Genomic DNA, 21,243 nt, shown 5'->3' with positions numbered 1-21,243 from the left:
CCGGGCGGCCCCCTCGGGGGCCGCCCGGTTCAGCCCGCGAGGGCCCGCTTGACCGCGGCGGCCACCCGGCCGCCCTCGGCCCGGCCCGCGACCCGCGGGTTCACGATCTTCATGACCGCCCCCATCGCCTTCTGGCCCTCCGCGCCGCCCGCCCTGGCCTCGGCCACCGCGGCGTCCACGAGCTCGGCCAGCTCCGCGTCCGTCAGCTGCTGCGGCAGGTAACCGGCCAGCACCTCGCCCTCGGCCCGTTCCCGTTCCGCCTGCGCGGGGCGCCCGCCCTTGTCGAACGCCTCGGCCGCCTCCCGGCGCTTCTTCGCCTCCCGGGCGAGCACCTTCTGCACCTCGGCGTCGGACAGCTCGCGCGCCGTCTCGCCGGCGACCTCCTCCGTGGTGATCGCCGCGAGGGCCATCCGCAGAGTGGCGGAACGCAGCTCGTCGCGCTCCTTGATCGATGCCGTGAGGTCGTCCCGCAGCCGGGACTTGAACGTGGTCATGCCCCCCATTGTGCGGTACCGGCCATCTGAAACGATGGCTTCATGCGCGCCCGCTACCGCATCCCCCTCAACGCTGCCCTCGCCGTCACCGCCGTGTCCGCCGCCACGGTCGCCTACGCCGCCGGCTTCGAGGCCAGGTCCTTCCGGCTGCGCCGGGTCACCGTCCCGGTACTGGCCCCAGGCGCCCGCCCGCTGCGCGTGCTGCACGTCTCCGACATCCACATGGTGTCGGGGCAGCGCAAGAAGCAGCGGTGGCTGCGGTCCCTCGCCGGGCTCCGCCCGGACGCCGTGATCAACACCGGCGACAACCTCTCCGACCCCGAAGCCGTCCCCGAGGTCCTCGACGCCCTCGGGCCGCTCCTCGAATTCCCCGGCGCCTACGTCTTCGGCTCCAACGACTACTACGCGCCGCGCCTGCGCAACCCCGCGCGCTACCTCGCGGAACGCGCCACCGGCCGCCACGGCCTCAACGGCAACGCGCCCGCGCGCAACGTTCCCCGCAACCCCTGGTGGGAGCTGCGGGACGCGTTCGACGACGCGGGCTGGGCCGACCTGACCAACGCGCGCGGGCGCATCAAGGCGGCCGGCGCGGAGATCGCCCTCACCGGGCTCGACGACCCGCACATCCGCCGCGACCGGTACGACGAGGTGGCCGGCGGGCCGGAGACGGGCGCGGACCTCTCCCTCGCCGTCGTGCACGCCCCCTACCTGCGCACCCTCGACGCGTTCACCGCCGACGGCTACCCGCTGATCCTGGCCGGGCACACCCACGGCGGCCAGCTGTGCGTCCCGTTCTACGGCGCCCTGGTCACCAACTGCGACATCGACCCGGGGCGCGTCAAGGGCCTGTCGACCCACGAGTCCGCCGGCCGCACCAGCTACCTGCACGTGTCCGCCGGCTGCGGAACCAACCGCTACACCCCGGTCCGCTTCGCCTGCCCCCCGGAGGCGACCCTGCTGACGCTGGCCCCGCGCGAAAGCTGATTTCCCGTACGGGGGGGCGGTCGAGTAGAGTAGTCGTCGCTGCACCGGGGTGTGGCGCAGCTTGGCAGCGCGCTTCGTTCGGGACGAAGAGGTCGTGGGTTCAAATCCCGCCACCCCGACGCAAACGATGAGGTCAGGACCTCGCTCTTCAAGAGAGCGGGAATCCTGACCTCATCTGCGTGTCCAACTGCGTGACTACGGTTCCCGCTCCGCGCTGAAGATGCGGTCCATGGCGACGGCCCCGGTCTGGATCACGGGCCGGATCTGCTTGCGGTACACCTCCTCCGTGACGGACGTGCTGGAGTGCCCGACCAGCCGGGAGATCTCCTCCAGCGGGACTCCCCGGTCGGACAGCAGGGACACGAAGCTGTGCCGCAGCTCCCGGGGCGTCCACTCGGCCGGAACGATGCCCGCGGCCTTGGCTACGGCCCGCCGGAAGGCGCGGCGGACGTTCGCCGCGTCCAGCTCGGTGCCCACCTCGGAGGCGAAGACGAGCCCGCGATCCTGCCACTTCACGCCCGCGATCCCGCGGCGTTCCTCCTGCCGGGCGCGGTGAGCCCTCAGGGCCTCCACACAGCGGCCGGGCAGGGCGAGGGTCCGCCGGGACTTCCTGGTCTTGGTGTCGCCGCCGTGCCGGACCGACCGCCACACCGCGATGTGCGGCGGGACGGCCGGCACGGCGTGCGGGCGGCCGTCCAGGTCCACGTGGTCCCAGGTGAGCGCGCGCAGCTCCTCGGTGCGGGCCCCGGTGAGGAGCGAGACCACGATGTACGCGTGCATCGGATCGCCCTCGACGGCCCTGAGCACGGCTTCGGCCTGGGTGAGCGTGAGCGCTTTGGACGGCCGCCCGGCCCGGCCCGTGGGGACGCTGCACAGCTCGACGACGTTCCGCTTCACCTTGTCGCGGGCCATGGCCCGTTTCACGGCGCGGTTCAGGCACCCGTGGAGCGACTGGAGGGTGCGGGTGCTCAGCGTTCTCGCCTTCTCGGCAAGCCACTTGTCCACGTCTTCGGCGCCGAGATCACGGAGCTTGAGCCTGCCGAGATCCGGGAGGATGTGCGTGCGGCTGAGGATCGTGCAGGTCTGCACGGTCGCGGCGGTACGTCCGGCCAGGCCGTAGGCGAGCCAGTCGTTGACGGCGTTCTCCACGGTGTAGCCGGTGGGCGCGATGGCCAAGCCGTCCTCGTAGTCGCGCAGGACTTCCTTCAGCTTGGCCTTCGCCTCGGTCTTGGTCCGGCCGCTCCCGCGCTTGACGATGCGCTTGCCGCGACCGTCGTAGCCGAGGCTGGCCGTGGCGATCCAGCGTTCCCGCTTGGGGTCCCAGTGCAGCCCGCCGTCCCCTCTGCTGCGGCGCTTGGTCATCGGCCGCGCACCGCCTCACGTTCGAGGAGCGCCACGTAGTCGCGAATGGCGCTGGCCGGGATACGCCGAGCGCGCCCCTGCCGCACGGCCCGCAGCCGCCCGGCGCGGATCTGCTCGTAGATGACGCTGCGGCTCAGGTTCAGCACACGCATGGCTTCCTCGACCCGGTAGAGGAACGGTTCGGGGGCCGCCGCCTCATGGTCGACGGACAGAACCGTCGTCATCGCCACTCCTCTTCGCGTGCGGTGGTGCGGTGGGTCTGGTCGGTTCGGGCGAGGGTGATGGAGAGCCATGCTTCGGCGGGGCTGAGGCCGGTTCCGGCGTAGGTCCAGTGGCCGAGGACGAGGGTGGTTCCCTCGGGCCGGTCGTTGTTCTGCTGGCGTCGCCATTCGGCCCGCGCGTCGCGCAACGCGCCGAGGGTGGTGGAGTAGCGGCGGGATTTGGTGGAGAAGTGGCCGCGGAAGCCGAGCATGTGGGCCCAGGCGCGGAGGCGGAGGTGTTCGAGGTCTTTGCGTGCGCCGAGGGTCCAGGTGGTGCGGATCATGCGGCGTGCGTGGTCGGTGATGTCCAGGGGCGCGAGTTCGGCCAGGAAGCGCAGGGGCCGGTCGAGGGTGCCCGTTGCCGCTTCGGCGCCTTTGGTGGCGTACTTGGCGATGTAGCCCGCGACGGCTTGTTCGGTCAGTTCTTGTCCGTGGTCGAAGTCGGCGGAGCGGATGGTGCGGATGTCGAGCTGTCGGCCGAAGCGGAAGCGGTGGCCGCGTCCGTCAACGACTGGTCCGGCCACCTCGGCGGAGTTGGCAGCGGCTCGGATGGCGTCGGTGAGCAGGCCGGCCGTGGCCCAGGACGGTGGCGCGCTGTGGCCGCCGTCGGGGCCGTCGAGGCGGATGACGGCGTGGAAGTGGACGGCTCCGCGTTTTTGGTACTCAGCGACTTTGGCGAAGGCCATCCGGGCGTGGCTGGCGAAGGCCCGTTGGGTGATTCCGGCGCGTTTGGCGATTTCGCGGCGCAGGTAGATGGTGAAGCGGCGCCACAGGGCTCCGGCGTGGGCGTTCCACAGCACGGCCGCCTCGTAGTCGTACCGCTCCGGGTCGATCGGTGTACCGAGGGCCGGGTCATCCGGCCCGTGAACGGCGCCGCACCGGCAGGCCGGGCGCGCGTTGGGCCGGTTGTGGACGGGGCCGAAGCCGGGTGCGGTGAAGGTGGCGAAGACGCGCGGGTGCGTTCCGACGTGTTCGGGTACGCCTTTGCCGCCTTTGAGTCCTGCGGTGATGAGGTGGTAGGTGTCGCGGCGGTAGGTCTCGGCGCATGCCGCACACTGGGTGGCGCGGCGGTTGTTGCAGCGCGTGAGCAGGTTCCCGGCGGGCATGGCGTCGGAGTCGAGGCGCCGCAAAGCTGTGCCGATTTCGCCGGTGGTGATGTCGAGGTGGTGTTCGGTGCGGTGGCCGGTGAGGCGGATGGGGCGGGTGCATCCGCCGAGCGTGGAGAGTTGCCGGGCGAGGGCGGGGAGGGTGCCGGTGGCGGCGAGTTTGGTGAGTTCGGGCAGCGGTGCGGGGGTGGTGCGGGGGATGATGGGAGTGCTCCTTCGCGGGAGTGGGCCCCGGTGGCGGTGGATGCTTGGCGGTATCGAGCCACCGGGGCCGCATGTGGCTAGTTGTCTAGTCGTGTTGGTCGTTGATGATCTCGACGCCGGTGCGGGTGCCGGAGTCGATGGCGGGGGCGGCGAAGGTGTCGGAGAGGTAGAAGCCGAACAGGGCGATCACGGCGACGAGCCAGGGGCGGACGCCGAGGAACTTCACGGCGGCCCAGACGGCCAGGCCGAGGAGGACGACCAGGGGCAGGTTCACGTCCACGGGTGGTGGGCTCCGTTCAGTGGGCAGGGCAGCGGTGGGTGCGGGCGGCGAGTTCGGCGGCGGAGCGGGTGTCGTACTCGGCGGAGAACCCGCAGCGCGGCGCGGTGCACGCGGCGGTGTGTCTGGTCCGGCCGCGGCAGTCGTTGGCGGTGCCGACCTCGACCGGGCCGATACGGGCGAGGTTGCGGAAGCGGCGCAGCATGGCTGTTCTCCCTTCAGAGTTGTTGGGTGATGGCGTCGGCCAGCGGTGCGGGGACGCCGAGGCGGGCGCGCAGGGCGGGTGCGTCGATGGGTTGGCCGGTGCGGGCGTGGTGGTCGGCGGCGATCTTCCGTGCGTGCGCGAGCAGCGCGTCGGGCACGGGGATGGCGGGCCGTTCCGGTGGCGCCGGTTCGGCTGGGACCACTGCGGATTGGGTTTCTGGTTGGTGGGCGAGGAGGGTTCCGCCGAGGAAGGCGACGGCAGGCCATCCGGCCACGAGGATGCGCAGCCAGGCCGGCACGTTGCCCATGTCGAGGAGGCCAGCGGTGGCGATGTTCGCGCCGAGTGAGGCGGCAAGAGCGATGAGGAACCAGCACCACCCGGCCGCCCGGCCCGTTCCGCTGCGCAGGCGCCGCCAGGCCGCGACCATGAGCAGGTCGACGGAGATGGGGTAGGCCCAGGCTTTCCAGCCGTCCTGTCCGGCCGCTGCTGCGAGGTCGTGGATGTGGGCGAAGGACAGCGCGGCGGCGATGACCGCCTGCACCAGCACGGCATCCACCCGCGCCAGGTGAGCACGCACGAGTAGGCACCTCCTTTCTGTCTCCGGGCATGGCAGGGGTATCTGTCTCCGGGCATGGCAGGGGTAGGGACACGGCGCGAAGACGGTCACGCCGACCGTGAGCGGGGAAGCGGGAGATCAGGCGGTGGCCGGGTCGGATTCGACCGGCAAGGCCGTCAGCGGCTGGAACGGCTTGAGCGCGGGGATGTCCGGGGCCAGGTGTGCGAAGGCACGGCAGCGGGCGGAAGCTTCGGCCAGGGACAGGAACGGGGTGCGGATGCGGGACCATCCGCCGGAGGTGTCGCCTGCCACGGCGAGGCCCGGTCGTTCGGCGGGGATGGCGCAGGCCGCCGCGACGGCTTCGGGGGCGATGTCGCCCAGCGCCATCTTGGCCGATGCCTCATCGTTCACCCGGTGGCACACGCGCCCGGAGAGCTGGGCGCGCAGCATGGTCGCTCCCTTGCCCAGCTCGGCGCCGAAACGCTGCCCGCACACCTCCAGATAGATCCCCGCCGCACGGCCGAGCTGCGCCAGCCGGACGAGCTGGGTGACCATCTCGTCCCGCCGTTCCTCATCCTTCCGTGTCGCGGTGAGGAACAGTTCGGCCACCTCATCGACGAACACCACCACCGGCACGGGACGTTCCTGCTCTGGCAGACCCCAGACGTCAGAGGTGATCTCCCCGTCCGCGACCGTGGGCGGGATGCCCTGACGGGCGCGTATCAGGTCGTAGCGCTCCTCCATTAGCGTCACCAGGACCGGCAGCAACTCGGCCGCCTGCCGTGGGTCGGTCGCCAGTGCCGACAGGCGAGGGGCGAACGGCGCCAGCTCCACCCCGCGCTTGCAGTCGATGCCCACCAGGGCCACCGGCTCGGGCGCCAGGCCGGAGACCAGGTGCCGCAGGTACATCGACTTCCCCGACAGCGTCGCGCCCAGCGTCAACTGGTGTGGCACGGCGCGGTAGTCGCGCACGAACGCCGTGGCGTCCTCGCGCAGCGCCACCGGCACCCGCAGAAGACGGTTCTCTGTTCTTCTGGGCATGCGGACGTGGTGCAGGACGTCGTAGCCGACCAGCCGCAGTTCCACCTTGCCCGGCTTGATCTCCGCCACGTGCACGGCGTGCACACCCCAGGCATGCCGCAGCCGTTCCGTCGAGGCGGCAACTGCGGGTACCTGGCCCGCGCGTAGACGGCCCCGCCACCGATCGCGGCAACGGGACCCCCTGCCCCCAGCCTGTACTGGTCGGCGGTCGGCGCGCCCGTCTCGGCCGCCCGGCTGCTGGGCTCCTACGGGTCGGTGATGGACGCGTGCGGTCTGACCGTTCCGCCGTCCCGGCTGCGGGCGCTGGCGGTGCGGGCAACGCCCCGGCGTGAGGTGCGGCCCGTTCCGCCCCGGCGGGGCATGCTGCGTCCGACCGCGACCGGGCTGCGCCTGCGGCTGCGGCTCGCTCCTGGTCAGGAGGTCGCGGATCGCGGCGGGGGTGACGGCAGCGGCGCGGAAGGCGATGCCGTGGCGCTGCTGCCCGTTGAACACCGACTCCCACGGCCGCGCCACCAGCCCCGGCAGCACCACCGGGGCGCCCAGCGCCAGCCCTTCCGACACCCCCGACTCCGGCACCGTGACCTGAATTAGCGAGGACTCCCCGTCTTCGATGTAGACCACACCCAGACGCATCAACGCCTCGCCGGACACCGCGTCCTTCGCGATCTCCCCCGTCTGCCGGTCCCGCACCTTCGGCGCCGGAGCCTCCGTCAGCAGGATGGTGGCGGCGGACGTCTCAACTCGGATGGAACGCAACTCAACTTCTCCTTCTGTACCGGGATCGACCCACTAGCCAGCTAGTCGTCTAGACAAGATGCGGCGAACCGATCCCGTGAGGGGCGGTGACGCGCTCCAGCATGCCACACACTCAGCCACTCGTCTATACGAGTAGGGGAGAAGGTGCGTACAAGTCACCCGGAGAGAGGCACCCGCCCACCCGCTCCTACGTGGCGGGGAGTTGGTAGGCCAGCACGTATGCGTCGGCCGCCATGACCGTGTCGCACACCTCGACCGGCCGCCCTTCGGTGTCGAACGCGGTCCGGATCAGGTGGATGACGGGCACGCCGGAGGCCAGCCGCAGTGTCTTGACCTCCCCGGGCGTGGGCATCCGGGCCCGAATCTCCTCCTCGAAGTGGTCGAGCCGGTGGCCCAGTTCCTCCAGTCTGGCGTAGATGCCGCCGGGGCCCGGGTTCGGTTCGGCGATGGGGGTGTTCCGCGCGAGGTCCAGTGGCAGGAAGGATGCGGCGAACTCCACCGGCCGGCCATCCAGCAGATACCTGCGGCGCCGGGCCAGCACCCGGCGGGGCGAGCCCAGCCGCGCGGAGATGTCCTGTGTCGGCCGTTCCTCCTTCACCTCCAGGCTGTCGACCTCCGGACGGCTCCCCGCGGCTTCGGCCTCCACGGTGAACGCGGACTTCCCCTGCTCGCGGTGCCGCCGGGCGAACCGGTCGGAGGCCAGACGCCGCACCGGCGGCCGGGGGCGGACGAACACGCCCTTGCCGTGCTCCGAGTGCACCAGGCCCTCACCCTGAAGAACGGACAGAGCGTTGCGCACGGTCATCCGGGAGACGCCGTAGTGCTCCACCAGCTCGGATTCGGACGGCAGCTTGGCACCCTCCTTGAAGCGTCCTTTGTCGATCGCTTCCCGCAGCTGGTCAGCGATCTGGCGGAACACCGCGCGATCACTCGTGGAGTCCAGCGCGCCCAGCACGCCGGAGGGGAGAGCCACCATGTCCGGTTACTCCTTTAGGTATCTAGACGAGAAGCTGTGTTTCGTTGCTACGGTGGAAACCTTAGCCACCAGAAAGAGGCCACGACAGTGAGCACCGAACGCCCCCACTCGGTGAGCGTCGCCGGAGTCATCATCGACGGCGCAGGCCGCGCGCTGCTCATTCAGCGGCGGGACAACGGGCACTGGGAGCCGCCGGGCGGAGTCCTCGAACCGGGCGAGACGATCCCCGACGCTCTTGCCCGGGAAGTCCTCGAAGAGACCGGCATCAAGATCGCCCAGCCCGCCACGCTCACCGGCGTCTACAAGAACATGACCCGACTGATCGTCTCCCTCGTCTTCCGCTGCCAGGCGATCGAGGGCCAGGCCACCACCGGGGCCGAGACCAAAGCCCTGCGGTGGGCCACCCGCGACGAGGTCGCCAACCTGGCCGACGAGGCATACGCCGTCCGCGTCCTCGATGCCATGAACGCCACCACCCCGCCGGCCGTCCGCGCCCACGACGGCGTCCGACTCATCTAGCACAGCCATCCTGTCCATAGCCGCCCACTAGCAGAAAGCAACTTGTATGCACGAGTATATGAGTGATTGGTTCGTGTGGGTAGTCGACTGTCCAGGACTCCCCGAAGAACTCAGCCGCACCCGCGACTTCACCCACCGAATCCTGTCCGGGACCCCGTGGGCACACGACGCGGCCCTGATCATCACCGAACTGGCCACCAACGCCATCACCCACACCGACAGCGGCAAGACGACCTTCCGGCTGAACATCATCCTCACGCCGGACACCCTCACCATCACGGTCACCGACGCCGGAGGCACCGCCACCGAGCCCCGCATCACCCACCCGAACACCACCGAGCCCCACGGCCGGGGCCTGGCCCTGGTCCAAGCACTCGCCACCACCCTGACCATCCGGGGCAACCAGCACGACGGGCACGCCGTCACCGCCGAACTGAGCAGAACGAGCCCGCAGCCATGACCCCCACCATGGAACCGCGGCTCGGCTACTGGTGCGAAGCCATCGCCTACACCGTCCACGACAGCCACACGTACTGGCTCGGCTCCCGCCCCGCAGCCACACCACGCCTCGCCCTGCGCTGGCTCCGCGCACGCGCCGGCCACATCACCGACCAACTCGACCCCGCCACCGCCGGACCCGCCCACCACTGGCTCATCGACAACCGCGAGCACCAATACGCCCTCGACGTCCTGACCGAAGGAGGCATGTACACCCACACCATCCACGACGGAACCGTCCGCTACCTGCTCTCCGCCCGCCCCGCAGGCCGCACCGCCCTACCCCGACAGGACCCATGACCAACGAAGACGCCCGACGCCAGGCCGAGGAAGCCGAACACCGCTACCGCGCCGAAATCACCAACGTCATGAACGCCGTCATCCGAACCTGCGCCCACATCCTCGACCACCACAGCAACGGCCGCACCTGGACCCCACGGGCCCCCAACACCCACCACACCGACCTCATCACCCAAGCCCGCCGCGACATCCTCAACCGACTCCAACTCACCATCCACCAAGCCGAAGCAGCCACCTACGCCATCGAAGCCCACCGCCAACAACACCAACCACCACACCCCAGACGCCCCAACGAGTAACAACCTTCTCCACGACTTCAAGGCGCCGCGCGTAGCGCGGCGCGCGCGGCAGCGGCGGCCCCCGGGCCGCCGCTCATGTCTCCGCCCCGCTCCGGCCCAGGCCCGCCGACCGCGCACCAACATGCAGGCCGTAGGAAGTTGCTGTCCCGGGCGCCGTCGTGGCTGGGGGTCGGCTCCACGGCTTTACGCACCTGCCGGGCTCGGGGCCCGCGTCGGGCAAGGCCAGGGGGCCATCGGCCGGATTAACCGGGCAGGGCTCCGCCCCGCCCGATCAGCTGAGGAAGCGTACGGCCCCCTGACCATGCACGACCCCAACCCCGACAGGACACCGCCCAAACCCGCTCCACCGACGTTCGCTGACGCTTCCATGCCCTGCAAGGTAGGGCTACTCGCGTCGCCCTTTTATTGATCGGTCGATACTCTGAATCGACTGGGCAATCTTCTTCAAGCTCGCGCGCACCTCTTTTGCTTGATTCTCCATGGATAGTGAAGAAGATGACCAGGTTTCTCCCTTCATGACCTCAACGTCTAGATCGTAAGCATCTGTGTACACTTGCTTGCTATCGGCAGACTCATACGAGATTGTGACTACAACCTGCTCGGGCATGGGCTCCGAATTGACGAAAACGCCGTCTCGGGATTCTCCGACGTAGTAAATATTTTTGAGTTCGGCGCCCGGCGTCAAGGTGGGGATCTTTTTCGAATAGCGAGCCCTTATGTAGGACGCCAGGCTTTCGCTGGAAGTTTCGATAATTTCGGGTGCGAAGGTGATCTTTATATTTTTTGCCACCGATGGGCCGTAGTTTCGAATGACAAGGTACAAGGTGCTTGGGGACGGTCGAGCATCTCTGAATTCTGCGGCTACCATTGGCCTGCTTTTGCTGATGCTGTCGCGCCGGGTTTGACGGAGTGTGCGCACACCGTTTGCAGCAGCGAACCATGCTGCTCCGGCTCCCGCCGCCCCTGCTGCTGCCGCTAGCCATGCGGGACCAGTGGACATCGCCCCTCCTTCTTGTCTCTGTGTTTCAGAATACGTGTCCTGATCGAGCCATGTCCGCTGAACCTGAGAGATAAGTCAATCGAACCAGGTAGATAGGCGCCCTGCGCTAGCCAGTAGGCTGGAGCCCGAAACCGCAAAGGATCGTGAGCGGTTCTTCGAGGCATGGCGCCACGCCTGACCATGTCGTAAGGCCCGGTAGCGGTACAGCAGCGAAGTACAACCACCCCACGACCGCCCAGGGCTCATCCTGGCCCTCAACAGCCTCCGGACAGCCTGTATAGCCTCCCATGACCGGTCTCTTTCGAGTTACGGATCAGAAGGTTGGCGCCTCGGAGCGTCTCGCGTTGTCATGCCTCCCAGCGATCTTCGCCGCCGGGGCCGACCGTGATGGGTGTGACACCGTGGCCGTCCAGGCGCCAGGACTCGAACTGTGCGTCCGGGGGGACGCGCAGGCTGGCACCGTCGCCGAAGTCGAGGGTCAGCATGCCTCGACCGTAGATATCGACCGTCGTGATCGACTGGCCGAAGAGGCCGAGCACTGGGGCAAGTGAAACGCCCGACCCGGGTGTCAGTTCATGCCAGCTGTCCCCGGGAGGACGGATCAGAAATGGTGTCTCCACAACCAACTCGGCGTCGACCGCGCCGATCATGCTTGCAGGGTAGGTCCGGAGGAGGAGCCGCACCTGGTAGTCGAACGCCGTGCGCTCCACCCCCGCCCCGACCAGAGCCCTGGGTACCTTCACCGCTTCTCCTGACCGCCGACGTCCCCCTGCCATGAACCACCCGGATCCCGGCGGGCCCGACGGCCACCGTCTCAGTTTCCGTCTCATTCAGCCACGACCGCAGTCGTTCAGGGAAGTCTGTCGCGGCCCTCCGCAGCCCGACGTAGACGCACGTGAACGAGCCCGAACGGTCGGCGGGGAGGCACCAACAGACCTGGAGAGCGTGCGCCTCGGCCAGCAGGAAGGCAACCGGGGCTGCGTGACCAACTGCGTGACAACGGGTGCGAACACCGCCGGACGTCGGTGGACGCCCGCGAATGGTTGGTGCAGCTCAGGGCAGGGGGAGCGGCAGGTGCCAGGGCCAGGGTGGTTGCTTCGGGACGAAGAGGTCGTGGGTTCAAATCCCGCCACCCCGACACAGGTCAAGGGACCTACTCATTTGAGTAGGTCCCTTGTTCTGTTGTCCGTACAGCAGCGAAGTACAGCAACCGCTACGACTTGTGCCGACCCTTCCCGCCGAGGGCCTTGCCCAGCTTCCGCAGCGCCTTCCGCGTCTCCTTGGACGGCACGTGGGTGTACACCTCCATGGTGACCGCGATCTCGGAGTGCCGCAGGATCTGCATGGCGATGCGCGGGTGCACGTCCATCGCGGCCAGGAGCGACCCGCAGGTGTGCCGGGTGTCGTGCACGCGGATCACGCGGACGCCGGCCCGCTCGCAGCGGCGGACGAACTCTCGGTTGAAGTTCCTCGGAGCGATCGGTGTGCCGTACCGGGTGGTGAAGACCATGTCCGAGTCCGGCCAGACCTCTTTGGCCGCTTCCCGTGCCGCCGCTTGCTCCTTCCACCGGGCCCGGAGGGCGGCGGTGCAGATATCCGGCAGGGGCAGCACGGCTTCCGACGCCTCGGTCTTGGCGACGTCCGAATGGATCAGTCGGCGCCGGACCCGCTGAAGCTGATGCCGCACGCGCAGCTCCCCCGCGTCGAGGTCCACGTCCGACCAGGTGAGCCCCAGCACTCCCCCTTCCGCAGGCCGAGGACGAGCACCAGGACGTAGGCGGCGTAGAGGTAGTCCCGTTCCGCCTCGGCCCGTTCCAGGAAACGGCAGGCTTCCTCCACTGACAGTGATGATATTCATGGTGACGCCGCTGGCGGGTCTGACCCACCCACTGACAGTGGCCTGCTGTGCTTGCCGGCGAGGCATGGGCGCGCCGTCACTTCCCGCTGGGCCAGTGACTGTGGAAATACACTCCTGAGCATGGCCGACGTGACTTCGCTGAGCGTTCTTGACGCGCTGGACGACGCCCAGTTGGAGGCCCTGGAGGCGCTAGGCGGGCCTGTCCGGTTCCCCGCAGGGCACACAATCTTCTGGGAGGGGCAGCCTTCTCGCGATGCCCTCATCTTGCGGAAGGGGCTTGTGAAGGTGGCGCAGGCGTCGCAGTGGGGGACGGTCTCGCTCCTCGCTGTCCGAGGTCCCGGGGAGGTGCTGGGGGACGAGGGCGTGCTGTCGGGGGAGCCGCGTTCTGCCAGTGTCACCACGATCACTCCCGTCGAAGGGCTGTCGATCAAGGGCGAGGATCTGCTGTTCTTTGTCGAAGGGCAGCGGTTGTGGCCCGTGATGTATCGGGCAGCGGTGCGTCGGCGCCGTCAATCTGACGCGGCGCACCTGGCGTACCTCGCGCTTCCGGTGAGTGCTCGGCTTGCTCGTCTGTTGATCGGCTTCGCCGATGCGATGACCCGAGAGGGCGGTGGCAAGCGAGGGATCAGCGTGCCGCTCTCCCAAAACGATCTCGCGAGTGCTGCCGGGGCCTCTCGCGAAGCCGTCGTCAGGTCCTTGAGGCTGCTCCGTGACCGAGGGCTCGTGGCTACGGGAAGGGGCGCGATGGTCGTGGAGGACGTTGAGGCTCTACGGAGATTCATTGACAATCGATGATTGACACGCCCTCACGTGAGGGTAAAAATACCCACACGGTTAGGTAATTTTACGGGTGGGGGTAGGGCTGTGTCCCTGGAGGTGATCGGTGCGATCTGCGTAGCGATTGCGTTAATCGGTGGAGGCATGCGTACGCAGGACTTCGAGATCGCGGCTCTCTCCGGTCGGCGTGCGTTCGCACTCGGACTCGCAGGTTCTGTCTTCATCGTTGTCGGACTCATGGCTCAACAGTTGCTGACCTGAGGCGTTCGTCAGTCTCTGGCTTGCAGAAGGGTGCGTCACCATGAACGAGGAATTGGGACCGTTCCAGCCTCTCTGGGATGCGTGGGACGAGGCTCACCAGGCCCTGCTGAACGAGCCGCTGCTCCACTTCCGCCGGGCGTCGGACGCTCAGTTCGACGAACTGGAACAGCACTTGTTCGCGAAGAACCGCGACGCGGCTGTACGCGAAGCAGTGGACATGGTCAGCGTGGCGCTCAACGTGATGCGCTGGCTGGGATGCGGCCCCAACGAGATCGCCGCAGCAGCCCGTGAGCGTGCGGAGCAGCGGATCGTGGGGCAGACCGCGGAGATATTGGAGAAGTACTCGGTCTCGCGCGAACGTCGACCTCGTGCGTCGTCATGACCCCAGCCGCGTGCTCACAAGACTCATGGAAGACGGTTTCGGCCCAGGCCGTCAGCAGATGTGGACGGTGGCGGGAGTACCGCTTGCCCGCAGCGGGCTGGGGCCTGTCGTTCTGAGATACGCGGGCCGGGTTTCATGCCCGCTCTCCGTGCGCGCGGTCAGGGGGTGGGGGCGCAGGTGGGGCAGAGGCCGCGGTAGGTGACCTCTACGCCCGAGACGGTGAAGCCGAAGTGCTCGGAGGCCGGCAGGTCGGCGAGGGGGTCGCCGGTGGGGTGCACGTCGCGGATGGTGCCGCAGCCGGAGCAGACCAAGTGGTGGTGCGGGCGGTGGGCGTTGGGGTCGTAACGCTTGGCGCGCCCGTCGGTGGCCACTTCGAGGACCTCGCCGAGCGAGACGAGTTCGCCGAGGGTGTTGTAGACGGTCGCCCGGGATATCTCGGGCAGCCGGGCGGTCGCGCGCGCGAGCACCTCGTCCGCGGTGAGGTGGACGTGCTCGCCATCGAGCACCTCGGCGACGACCCGGCGCTGAGCGGTCATTCGCCAGCCGCGCCCGCGCAGTCGTTCCAGCAGGTCACTCATGGCCACCAATCTAACAGTGCATTGTCGGACGAATGAGCTTGTATGACCCTGGTGGTCATATTGACTTGGAATATGTCCATCGTAGGATCGGTTCCGGCGACAGCCAAGGGACAGCACCACAACGGGGAAAGGCACGTGACGGCTCCCTCCATCACCGTACGAGCTCGCCCCGGTCGAGGGCAGTCGCGGCCCTCCTTGCTCGTGGCCGCCCGTCCGGCGCGGCCGAGAGGGCGCCAACCGACGCCCGTGGCGCGGCTGTTCCGCCACCACTCATCCTGAGCACCGTCATTCGCTTTCTCCGAGAGGATTCCCATGGCCGAGAACCCCGACGCGATCGTCACCGATCCCAAGACGGAGGGGTCGGGCGGTTGTCCTGTCGCGCACCAGCGCGCCCCGCACCCGACGCAGGGCGGCGGGAACCAGCAGTGGTGGCCGGAGCGGCTCAACCTGAAGATCCTCGCCAAGAACCCCGCCGTCGCGAACCCGCTGGGTGAGACGTTCGACTACGCCGAGGCGTTCAAGAGCCTCGACCTGCCGGCCGTGAAGCGGGACATCGCCGAGGTGCTCACGACCTCGCAGGACTGGTGGCCGGCCGACTTCGGCCACTACGGGCCGTTCATCATCCGGATGGCGTGGCACAGCGCGGGCACCTACCGCATCAGCGACGGCCGCGGCGGCGCCGGGGCCGGCCAGCAGCGTTTCGCGCCCCTCAACAGCTGGCCGGACAACGGAAACCTCGACAAGGCCCGCCGCCTGCTGTGGCCGGTCAAGAAGAAGTACGGGCAGAGCCTGTCGTGGGCGGACCTCATGATTCTCGCGGGCAACGTCGCGCTGGAGTCGATGGGCTTCGAGACGTTCGGGTTCGCCGGCGGTCGCGAGGACGTGTGGGAGCCCGAGGACGACGTCTACTGGGGCCCGGAGACCACCTGGCTCGGCGACGAGCGCTACACCGGTGACCGCGACCTCGAAAGCCCGCTCGGCGCGGTGCAGATGGGCCTCATCTACGTCAACCCCGAGGGCCCCAACGGCAACCCGGACCCGATCGCCGCCGCGCGCGACATCCGCGAGACGTTCCGCCGGATGGCGATGAACGACGAGGAGACCGTCGCCCTGATCGCCGGAGGCCACACCTTCGGCAAGACGCACGGCGCCGGCCCGGCGGACGCCGTCGGCCCCGACCCCGAGGCCGCCTCGATCGAGGAGCAGGGCCTCGGCTGGCGCAACAGCCACGGCACCGGCAAGGGCGCCGACACGATCACCAGTGGTCTTGAGGGCATCTGGACGGACACCCCGACCACCTGGGACAACAGCTTCTTCGACATCCTCTTCGGCTACGAGTGGGAGCTGTTCAAGAGCCCCGCGGGCGCGAACCAGTGGCGGCCGAAGGACGGCGCCGGGGCGGACACCGTGCCCGACGCCCACGACCCCGCCAAGCGCCACGCCCCGACGATGCTGACGACCGACCTGTCGCTGCGCTTCGACCCGGCCTACGAGCGGATCTCGCGCCGCTTCCACGAGAACCCGGACGAGTTCGCGGACGCCTTCGCCCGCGCGTGGTTCAAGCTGACCCACCGCGACATGGGCCCGGTCGTGCGTTACCTCGGTCCCGAGGTGCCCCAGGAGACGCTTTCGTGGCAGGACCCGCTGCCGGCGGCGACGTACGAGCCCATCGGCGCCGATGACATCGCCGCCCTCAAGGAGCGCATCCTCGCCTCGGGCCTCTCCGTCACCCAGCTGGTGTCCACCGCCTGGGCCTCGGCCTCCACCTACCGGGGCAGCGACATGCGGGGCGGCGCCAACGGCGCGCGCATCCGCCTCCAGCCGCAGAGCGGCTGGGAGGTCAACGACCCGGACCAGCTGGCGACGGTGCTGCGCGCGCTTGAGGAGATCCAGGAGTCCTTCAACGCCGCCCAGACCGGCGGCAAGCGCGTGTCGCTGGCCGACCTGATCGTGCTGGGCGGCAGCGCGGCCGTCGAGCGGGCCGCGCAGGACGGCGGGTTCGCCGTGGACGTGCCCTTCACTCCGGGGCGTGTCGACGCGTCGCAGGAGCAGACGGACGTGGAGTCGTTCGCCGCGCTCGAACCGGTGGCCGACGGGTTCCGCAACTACCTCGGGAAGGGCAGCCGGCTGCCGGCCGAGTACCTGCTCATCGACCGGGCGAACCTGCTGACCCTGAGCGCACCCGAGTTGACGGTCCTCGTCGGCGGCCTGCGCGTGCTGGGCGTGACCGCGCCGCAGTCGTCGCTGGGCGTCCTGACCGCCAACCCCGGCTCGCTGACCAACGACTTCTTCGTCAACCTGCTCGACCTGGGCACGACGTGGAAGTCCGTGTCCGAGGACGCGAACACGTTCGAGGGCCGCGACTCCGCCACGGGCGAGGTCAAGTGGACCGGCAGCCGCGCGGATCTCGTCTTCGGGTCGAACTCCGAGCTGCGCGCGCTCGCGGAGGTCTACGCGAGCGATGACGCGAAGGAGAAGTTCGTCAACGACTTCGTCGCGGCGTGGGTCAAGGTCATGAACCTGGACCGGTTCGACCTCGTCTGACGGTGACGCGTCCGGGTCGGCCGGTACCGGTCGACCCGGACATCACTGTGCGGTGGCCCGCTACGCGACCTGGATCAACGCGTGTGTGCCGCTGGTGCGCCATGTCGCCCCCGAACGTTCCAGGGCGTCCACCGTCCCCCGTTCCAGCCCCGTGATCACGTCCGACTTCAGCGTGCGCAACGCCGCGACCGGGCCGGGGAAGTACGCGGTCACGGCGGCGAACGGCGTGGTCGGGTCCCACAGCCGGTCGCCCACGAGGCGGCGGTAGTTGAGGTCGCCCTTCAGGATGGTGAGTCGCGCGGCGGCGAACTGCTCGCGCAGGTCCGGCGGCATCTCCTCGTACGGCAGCGGGGCGCAGAAGAACGGGTGGGTGCGGACGTCCAGTTGGCCCGTCGCCATGGCGTCCCACAGCCGGCCGCCGATCCGGCCCGCCGCCCCCGGCGCCCCGGCGAGGCGGCGCAGGCAGTCGAGAACGTCCGCCAACATGGCGTCCGAGACGTAGTACGGCGTTGGTTTCACGTGAATCATCACCCGCCTCGCGAGCCCGCGCGTGAGCAGGTGGTCGATGAAGATGAGGTCCGGAACGAGTTCGCGCCCCGCGTTGTCCGCCACCACGGCCACGGTTCCGGGATGCGCGTCGGTCAGCAGCGACCACAACGCGGCGCTGTCGTCCGCGACCAGGCCCGGGGTCGCCTCGCCCGGCGCGGGCTCGTCGGCCGTGGCGCGGAAGCCGAGGTCGGCGCGGTTGCCCCACAGTGATGCCAGCAGCAGGGCGTTCGCCCGTTCCTCGGCGGGCGCGTCGGCGAGCGCGTCCAGGGCCCGCAGTTCCTCGTCCACGGTGGTCCCGTCCAACTCCGCGCGCTTGAACGGCGCGAAGGGGTCGACGCCCTGCCACGGGCCGTCGTCGAAGTACCCGACGGCGCCGAGCAGTCTGCGGTAGAAGTAGCTTTCCGCCCAGAGGAACGGCGCGTCGAACCACAGCCGTCCGATGTGCTCGCGCCCCCAGTCCGACCACTGGCGGTGGTCGTGGGCCGTGGTGGGAAGTGGGGCGACGGCGTCGCCGGTGATCTCGTCGAGCAGGCCGTCGAGGGCACGGGCCTGCCGGGGACCGTACGGGAACGCCTCGCGCACCTGCCGGATCAGGGCCGGGTGGCGCTCGGCCAGGACGCCGTGGGCGAACGAGCCGGGCTCGTTGCCCAGGATGAGTGGTGCCCGGTCCCCGCGCGGGGCGCGGGCGTCGTTGCGAGTCCGGTCGGTCATGGTGTCCGTGTCCTCCGCGCGTCCGTGGTGTGCCCGGGGCGGCGCCCGTCCTTCGGTCGGCGCCGCGACCTCCCCGTCCATTCCAGCACCACAGTGCCTCCGTGCCGCGCGTGGTCCCGGCGACGGCGTCCGTCGGCACGGAACGCGTCCGCATCGGCCGGGCTAGCTGCTGTTGCGGCGTGCGAGTGCGGAACGTTGGGTGGGCATATGGGACGTATCGCTGCGGAAGCACTGGTGGACCGGCTCGCCGACTGGGGGGTCGACACCGTGTTCGGCCTGCCGGGGGACGGGATCAACGGACTCATGGAGGGGCTGCGGCGCGCCCGCCGCCGCGTGCGCTTCATCCTCGTGCGGCACGAGGAGGCCGCCGCCTTCATGGCGACCGGCTATGCCAAGGCGACCGGTCGGCTCGGCGTGTGCTTCGCGACGTCGGGGCCCGGGGCGATCCACCTGCTCAACGGGCTGTACGACGCGAAGATGGATCACGTGCCCGTGCTCGCGGTCACCGGTACGCAGGAGACGGCCGTGCTCGGCACGGGCTACCAGCAGGAGGTGCACCTCGAACACCTCTTCCAGGACGTGGCCGCGTACAACCTGGTCGTCGGCAACCCGGCGCAGTTGCCCGGGGTCGTCGACATCGCGGTGCGCGCCGCGCTCGCCCGGCGCGGCGTGGCGCACCTGTCGGTGCCCAACGACATCCAGGTGGCCGACGCGGACGCCGATCCGTGGCAGCACGTCGTGCCGGCCAGGCCGCCGGTGTCCTCGCCGGTGTACCTGGCGCCGCCGGGAGTCCCGCGCGAGGCGGATCTGCTCGCCGCGGCCGAGGTGCTGAACGCCGGGCGCAGGGTGGCGGTGCTCGCCGGGGCGGGCGCGCTGGGCGCGCGGGACGAGGTGCTCGCCGTCGCCGACGTGCTGGGGGCGCCGGTGATCAAGACACTGCCGGGCAAGGCCGTCATCCCGGACGACTCGCCGTTCGCCGTCGGCGGGATCGGGCTGCTGGGCACCCGGCCGGGTGAGCAACTGATCGATGAGTGCGACACGTTGCTCATGGTCGGTACCAACTTTCCGTACACCGAGCACCTGCCGGACCCGGCCCGGGTCCGGACCGTGCAGATCGAGGCGGACGCGGCGCGTGCCGGGGTGCGCATGCCGACCGAGGTACCGGTGATCGGGGACGCGAAGGCGGGCCTCGCCGCGCTGCTGCCGCTGCTCGACCGGAAGCGGGACCGCGCACACCTCGCCAAGTACCGGAAGGCGATGGAACGCTGGCGCCGGGACATGGCGGCGCTTGAGGAGCCGCGGCGCCACCCGGTGGCGCCGCAGTACGTGGTGGGCGCGCTGGACGAGCTGGCGGCGGACGACGCCATCCTGACCTGCGACAGCGGAACGATCGCCACGTGGGCCGCCCGGCACTGGACGATCCGCGGCGACCGGCAGTTCTTCCTGTCGGGCAACCTCGCGACAATGGCGCCCGGGCTGCCGTACGCCATCGCGATGCAGCACGCGTTCCCCGGCCGGCAGGTGATCGCGTATGTCGGTGACGGCGGGTTCTCGATGCTGATGGCGGACTTCCTCACCGCCGTGCAGGCGAAGCTGCCGGTCACCGTCGTGATCAACAACAACAACTCGCTCGGTCAGATCCTGTGGGAGCAGATGGTGCTCGGCTACCCCGAGCACGGCGTGCGGTACCGGGAGCCGGTCGCGGACTTCGCGGCCTGGGCGCGGGCCTGCGGCGCGTTCGGGGCGAAGGTCTCGCGGGGCAAGGACGTCGCCAGGGCGCTCAAGGAGGCGCTGCGGCACAAGGGGCCCGCGCTGGTGGACGTCGATGTCGACCCGGACGAGCCGCCGATGCCGGGGCAGGTGCGGTACAAGCAGGCGAAGAAGTTCGCCGAGGCGTTCGCGAAGGGGCAGCCGCGCCGGGCGACCATCGCCACGACGCTCGCGAAGGACCGGATCCAGCAGTTCGGCAAGGCGGGTCGGGGCCGGAAGCGGGGAGCCAGGGAGTGAGGATCGGCTGTGTCGGCGCGGGGCAGGTCGGCGGCACGCTCGCCCGGTTCTTCACGGGGCTCGGTCACGAAGTGCTCGTCGCCAACTCGCGCGACCCGCGGACGCTGTCCGGCCTGGTCGCGGACATCGGCGGCGCGACGCGGGCGGGAACGGCCGCCCAGGCGGCGGCGTTCGGGGACGTGGTCGTCGTGAGCGTGCCCTGGGGCAGGTACCGGGAGCTGCCGGCCGACGCGTTGGGCGGCAAGGTCGTCATCGACACCTGCAACTACCTTCCCCGGCGTGATGGTCACGATCCGGACCTGGACGACGGAACGACGACATCGAGCGAAAAAATCCAGTCGTTCACGCAGTCACGCCTGATCAAGACGTTCAACGTGTCCTTCGCCGCGAACCTCCGCGACCGGGCGCGTCCGCCGGGCGACCCGGACCGCCTCGCCCTTCCGGTGTCGGGCGACGACGCGGAGGCGAAGGCGTTGGTCTGCGGCCTGGTGCACGCCGTCGGCTTCGATCCGGTGGACGCCGGTGGGCTCGCCGCCGGCGGGCGCAGGCACGAACCGGGCAGGCGCGTGTGCGTGACCGAGCTGCCGGCCGGGGAACTGACCACCCTGCTGCGCACAGGGGCGTGACCCGGCGCCCAAGCCGGGTGAACGCCGGGGCGCGCGCCGGAGGCCGTGCCCACGGAGACGACCGGGGCCGGGGACGGTGTCGCGACGGCGGCCGGGGCCGTAGCATCCCGGGC

Annotated in this window: 25 protein-coding genes and 1 tRNA gene; 11 read left to right on the top strand and 15 right to left on the bottom strand. The window is 69.7% G+C overall.

From position 1 onward, the window contains the following. Positions 1-29: 29 nt before the first annotated feature. Complete coding sequence (locus LC193_RS13690; protein ID WP_226074367.1) at positions 30-494, bottom strand: GatB/YqeY domain-containing protein; 465 nt, start codon at positions 492-494, stop codon at positions 30-32. A 42-nt stretch (positions 495-536) separates the two neighbouring features. Between LC193_RS13690 and LC193_RS13685 the strand changes: the two genes are divergently transcribed. Together LC193_RS13685 and LC193_RS13680 are read left to right on the top strand one after the other, a co-directional pair. Next, positions 537-1,478 carry a metallophosphoesterase gene (locus tag LC193_RS13685; protein ID WP_226074365.1) on the top strand — a complete coding sequence of 314 codons (942 nt, stop codon included), beginning with the start codon at positions 537-539 and terminating at the stop codon, positions 1,476-1,478. 45 nt (positions 1,479-1,523) lie between these two features. Continuing rightward, positions 1,524-1,597, top strand: a tRNA-Pro gene (locus LC193_RS13680). 76 nt (positions 1,598-1,673) lie between these two features. Here LC193_RS13680 and LC193_RS13675 read toward each other — a convergent pair. The 8 genes from LC193_RS13675 to LC193_RS13640 all read right to left on the bottom strand — a co-directional run bounded on the left by LC193_RS13675 (position 1,674) and on the right by LC193_RS13640 (position 8,221). Beyond that, positions 1,674-2,840 (bottom strand): site-specific integrase, encoded by a 1,167-nt coding sequence (locus LC193_RS13675; RefSeq protein ID WP_226074363.1) that lies wholly within the window; start codon positions 2,838-2,840, stop codon positions 1,674-1,676. Then, positions 2,837-3,064 (bottom strand): helix-turn-helix domain-containing protein, encoded by a 228-nt coding sequence (locus tag LC193_RS13670; RefSeq protein ID WP_226074361.1) that lies wholly within the window; start codon positions 3,062-3,064, stop codon positions 2,837-2,839. Before LC193_RS13670 ends, LC193_RS13675 begins: the two co-directional genes overlap by 4 nt. Then, complete coding sequence (locus LC193_RS13665; RefSeq protein WP_226078585.1) at positions 3,061-4,383, bottom strand: replication initiator; 1,323 nt, start codon at positions 4,381-4,383, stop codon at positions 3,061-3,063. Before LC193_RS13665 ends, LC193_RS13670 begins: the two co-directional genes overlap by 4 nt. Before the next feature lie 112 nt (positions 4,384-4,495). Next, the gene (locus LC193_RS13660) at positions 4,496-4,690 is read right to left on the bottom strand and encodes a hypothetical protein (RefSeq protein WP_086159787.1); all 195 of its coding nucleotides are present in this window, start codon (positions 4,688-4,690) and stop codon (positions 4,496-4,498) included. A gap of 16 nt (positions 4,691-4,706) precedes the next feature. Next, positions 4,707-4,892 carry a mobile element transfer protein gene (locus LC193_RS13655; RefSeq protein ID WP_226074359.1) on the bottom strand — a complete coding sequence of 62 codons (186 nt, stop codon included), beginning with the start codon at positions 4,890-4,892 and terminating at the stop codon, positions 4,707-4,709. Between the two features lie 13 nt (positions 4,893-4,905). After that, positions 4,906-5,469 carry a DUF2637 domain-containing protein gene (locus LC193_RS13650; protein WP_226074357.1) on the bottom strand — a complete coding sequence of 188 codons (564 nt, stop codon included), beginning with the start codon at positions 5,467-5,469 and terminating at the stop codon, positions 4,906-4,908. A 117-nt stretch (positions 5,470-5,586) separates the two neighbouring features. Then, on the bottom strand, positions 5,587-7,245 hold the full coding sequence (locus LC193_RS13645) for an SCO3933 family regulatory protein (protein WP_226074355.1): 1,659 nt from the start codon (positions 7,243-7,245) through the stop codon (positions 5,587-5,589). 187 nt (positions 7,246-7,432) lie between these two features. Then, positions 7,433-8,221 carry a GntR family transcriptional regulator gene (locus LC193_RS13640; protein ID WP_226074354.1) on the bottom strand — a complete coding sequence of 263 codons (789 nt, stop codon included), beginning with the start codon at positions 8,219-8,221 and terminating at the stop codon, positions 7,433-7,435. Between the two features lie 87 nt (positions 8,222-8,308). On the opposite strand from LC193_RS13640, the gene LC193_RS13635 reads away from it, so the two are divergent. Genes LC193_RS13635 through LC193_RS13620 form a run of 4 tightly spaced genes read left to right on the top strand, consistent with a single transcriptional unit; the run spans position 8,309 to position 9,837 of the window. Beyond that, positions 8,309-8,740 (top strand): NUDIX hydrolase, encoded by a 432-nt coding sequence (locus LC193_RS13635; protein WP_226074353.1) that lies wholly within the window; start codon positions 8,309-8,311, stop codon positions 8,738-8,740. 58 nt (positions 8,741-8,798) lie between these two features. Beyond that, positions 8,799-9,200 (top strand): ATP-binding protein, encoded by a 402-nt coding sequence (locus tag LC193_RS13630; protein ID WP_226074352.1) that lies wholly within the window; start codon positions 8,799-8,801, stop codon positions 9,198-9,200. Next, positions 9,197-9,538: a hypothetical protein gene (locus tag LC193_RS13625; protein WP_226074351.1), complete on the top strand. Its 342-nt coding sequence runs from the start codon at positions 9,197-9,199 to the stop codon at positions 9,536-9,538. Before LC193_RS13630 ends, LC193_RS13625 begins: the two co-directional genes overlap by 4 nt. Continuing rightward, positions 9,535-9,837 carry a hypothetical protein gene (locus LC193_RS13620; protein WP_226074350.1) on the top strand — a complete coding sequence of 101 codons (303 nt, stop codon included), beginning with the start codon at positions 9,535-9,537 and terminating at the stop codon, positions 9,835-9,837. Before LC193_RS13625 ends, LC193_RS13620 begins: the two co-directional genes overlap by 4 nt. 385 nt (positions 9,838-10,222) lie before the next feature. Here LC193_RS13620 and LC193_RS13615 read toward each other — a convergent pair whose 3' ends face one another. From LC193_RS13615 to LC193_RS13600, 4 genes are all read right to left on the bottom strand, one after another. Continuing rightward, entirely contained in the window at positions 10,223-10,837 is a 615-nt protein-coding gene (locus tag LC193_RS13615; protein WP_226074349.1) for a COG1361 family protein, read from the bottom strand. Positions 10,838-11,184: 347 nt separating this feature from the next. Continuing rightward, positions 11,185-11,580, bottom strand: coding sequence for a DUF6188 family protein (locus tag LC193_RS13610; RefSeq protein WP_226074348.1), 396 nt, complete (start codon positions 11,578-11,580; stop codon positions 11,185-11,187). 470 nt (positions 11,581-12,050) lie between these two features. Further along, positions 12,051-12,524 (bottom strand): tyrosine-type recombinase/integrase, encoded by a 474-nt coding sequence (locus LC193_RS13605; RefSeq protein ID WP_264086270.1) that lies wholly within the window; start codon positions 12,522-12,524, stop codon positions 12,051-12,053. Beyond that, a complete protein-coding gene (locus LC193_RS13600; RefSeq protein WP_226074346.1) occupies positions 12,488-12,676 on the bottom strand; it encodes a site-specific integrase in 189 nt (62 codons plus the stop codon). Before LC193_RS13600 ends, LC193_RS13605 begins: the two co-directional genes overlap by 37 nt. A 139-nt stretch (positions 12,677-12,815) precedes the next feature. Between LC193_RS13600 and LC193_RS13595 the strand changes: the two genes are divergently transcribed. Together LC193_RS13595 and LC193_RS13590 are read left to right on the top strand one after the other, a co-directional pair. Further along, positions 12,816-13,490, top strand: a complete 675-nt coding sequence (locus LC193_RS13595) for a Crp/Fnr family transcriptional regulator (RefSeq protein ID WP_226074345.1) — start codon at positions 12,816-12,818, stop codon at positions 13,488-13,490. A 283-nt stretch (positions 13,491-13,773) separates the two neighbouring features. After that, entirely contained in the window at positions 13,774-14,115 is a 342-nt protein-coding gene (locus LC193_RS13590) for a hypothetical protein (protein WP_226074344.1), read from the top strand. A gap of 158 nt (positions 14,116-14,273) precedes the next feature. Here LC193_RS13590 and LC193_RS13585 read toward each other — a convergent pair whose 3' ends face one another. After that, positions 14,274-14,693: a Fur family transcriptional regulator gene (locus tag LC193_RS13585; protein ID WP_226074343.1), complete on the bottom strand. Its 420-nt coding sequence runs from the start codon at positions 14,691-14,693 to the stop codon at positions 14,274-14,276. A 312-nt stretch (positions 14,694-15,005) separates the two neighbouring features. Here LC193_RS13585 and katG point away from each other — a divergent pair, with 312 nt between their 5' ends. Next, positions 15,006-17,237 carry a catalase/peroxidase HPI gene (gene katG / locus LC193_RS13580; protein WP_226074342.1) on the top strand — a complete coding sequence of 744 codons (2,232 nt, stop codon included), beginning with the start codon at positions 15,006-15,008 and terminating at the stop codon, positions 17,235-17,237. 60 nt (positions 17,238-17,297) lie between these two features. Here katG and LC193_RS13575 read toward each other — a convergent pair whose 3' ends face one another. Next, complete coding sequence (locus LC193_RS13575; RefSeq protein WP_226074340.1) at positions 17,298-18,497, bottom strand: damage-control phosphatase ARMT1 family protein; 1,200 nt, start codon at positions 18,495-18,497, stop codon at positions 17,298-17,300. Between the two features lie 207 nt (positions 18,498-18,704). On the opposite strand from LC193_RS13575, the gene LC193_RS13570 reads away from it, so the two are divergent. After that, complete coding sequence (locus LC193_RS13570) at positions 18,705-20,504, top strand: thiamine pyrophosphate-dependent enzyme (RefSeq protein WP_226074339.1); 1,800 nt, start codon at positions 18,705-18,707, stop codon at positions 20,502-20,504. Further along, complete coding sequence (locus LC193_RS13565; protein ID WP_226074338.1) at positions 20,501-21,130, top strand: NADPH-dependent F420 reductase; 630 nt, start codon at positions 20,501-20,503, stop codon at positions 21,128-21,130. Before LC193_RS13570 ends, LC193_RS13565 begins: the two co-directional genes overlap by 4 nt. Positions 21,131-21,243 lie beyond the last annotated feature (113 nt).

It is taken from the genome of Streptomyces marincola, assembly GCF_020410765.1.
Taxonomy (GTDB): domain Bacteria; phylum Actinomycetota; class Actinomycetes; order Streptomycetales; family Streptomycetaceae; genus Streptomyces; species Streptomyces marincola.
This window is presented reverse-complemented; position numbering and strand designations above follow the sequence as displayed.

Excerpts from the sequence above, each read along its gene's own strand:
- LC193_RS13670 (WP_226074361.1), bottom strand. The coding sequence starts at position 3,064 with ATGACGACGGTTCTGTCCGTCGACCATGAGGCGGCGGCCCCCGAACCG.
- LC193_RS13590 (WP_226074344.1), top strand. The coding sequence starts at position 13,774 with ATGAACGAGGAATTGGGACCGTTCCAGCCTCTCTGGGATGCGTGGGAC.
- LC193_RS13575 (WP_226074340.1), bottom strand. The coding sequence starts at position 18,497 with ATGACCGACCGGACTCGCAACGACGCCCGCGCCCCGCGCGGGGACCGG.
- LC193_RS13640 (WP_226074354.1), bottom strand. The coding sequence starts at position 8,221 with ATGGTGGCTCTCCCCTCCGGCGTGCTGGGCGCGCTGGACTCCACGAGT.
- katG (WP_226074342.1), top strand. The coding sequence starts at position 15,006 with ATGGCCGAGAACCCCGACGCGATCGTCACCGATCCCAAGACGGAGGGG.
- LC193_RS13595 (WP_226074345.1), top strand. The coding sequence starts at position 12,816 with ATGGCCGACGTGACTTCGCTGAGCGTTCTTGACGCGCTGGACGACGCC.
- LC193_RS13585 (WP_226074343.1), bottom strand. The coding sequence starts at position 14,693 with ATGAGTGACCTGCTGGAACGACTGCGCGGGCGCGGCTGGCGAATGACC.
- LC193_RS13655 (WP_226074359.1), bottom strand. The coding sequence starts at position 4,892 with ATGCTGCGCCGCTTCCGCAACCTCGCCCGTATCGGCCCGGTCGAGGTC.
- LC193_RS13630 (WP_226074352.1), top strand. The coding sequence starts at position 8,799 with ATGAGTGATTGGTTCGTGTGGGTAGTCGACTGTCCAGGACTCCCCGAA.
- LC193_RS13620 (WP_226074350.1), top strand. The coding sequence starts at position 9,535 with ATGACCAACGAAGACGCCCGACGCCAGGCCGAGGAAGCCGAACACCGC.
- LC193_RS13570 (WP_226074339.1), top strand. The coding sequence starts at position 18,705 with ATGGGACGTATCGCTGCGGAAGCACTGGTGGACCGGCTCGCCGACTGG.
- LC193_RS13675 (WP_226074363.1), bottom strand. The coding sequence starts at position 2,840 with ATGACCAAGCGCCGCAGCAGAGGGGACGGCGGGCTGCACTGGGACCCC.
- LC193_RS13690 (WP_226074367.1), bottom strand. The coding sequence starts at position 494 with ATGACCACGTTCAAGTCCCGGCTGCGGGACGACCTCACGGCATCGATC.
- LC193_RS13615 (WP_226074349.1), bottom strand. The coding sequence starts at position 10,837 with ATGTCCACTGGTCCCGCATGGCTAGCGGCAGCAGCAGGGGCGGCGGGA.
- LC193_RS13625 (WP_226074351.1), top strand. The coding sequence starts at position 9,197 with ATGACCCCCACCATGGAACCGCGGCTCGGCTACTGGTGCGAAGCCATC.
- LC193_RS13685 (WP_226074365.1), top strand. The coding sequence starts at position 537 with ATGCGCGCCCGCTACCGCATCCCCCTCAACGCTGCCCTCGCCGTCACC.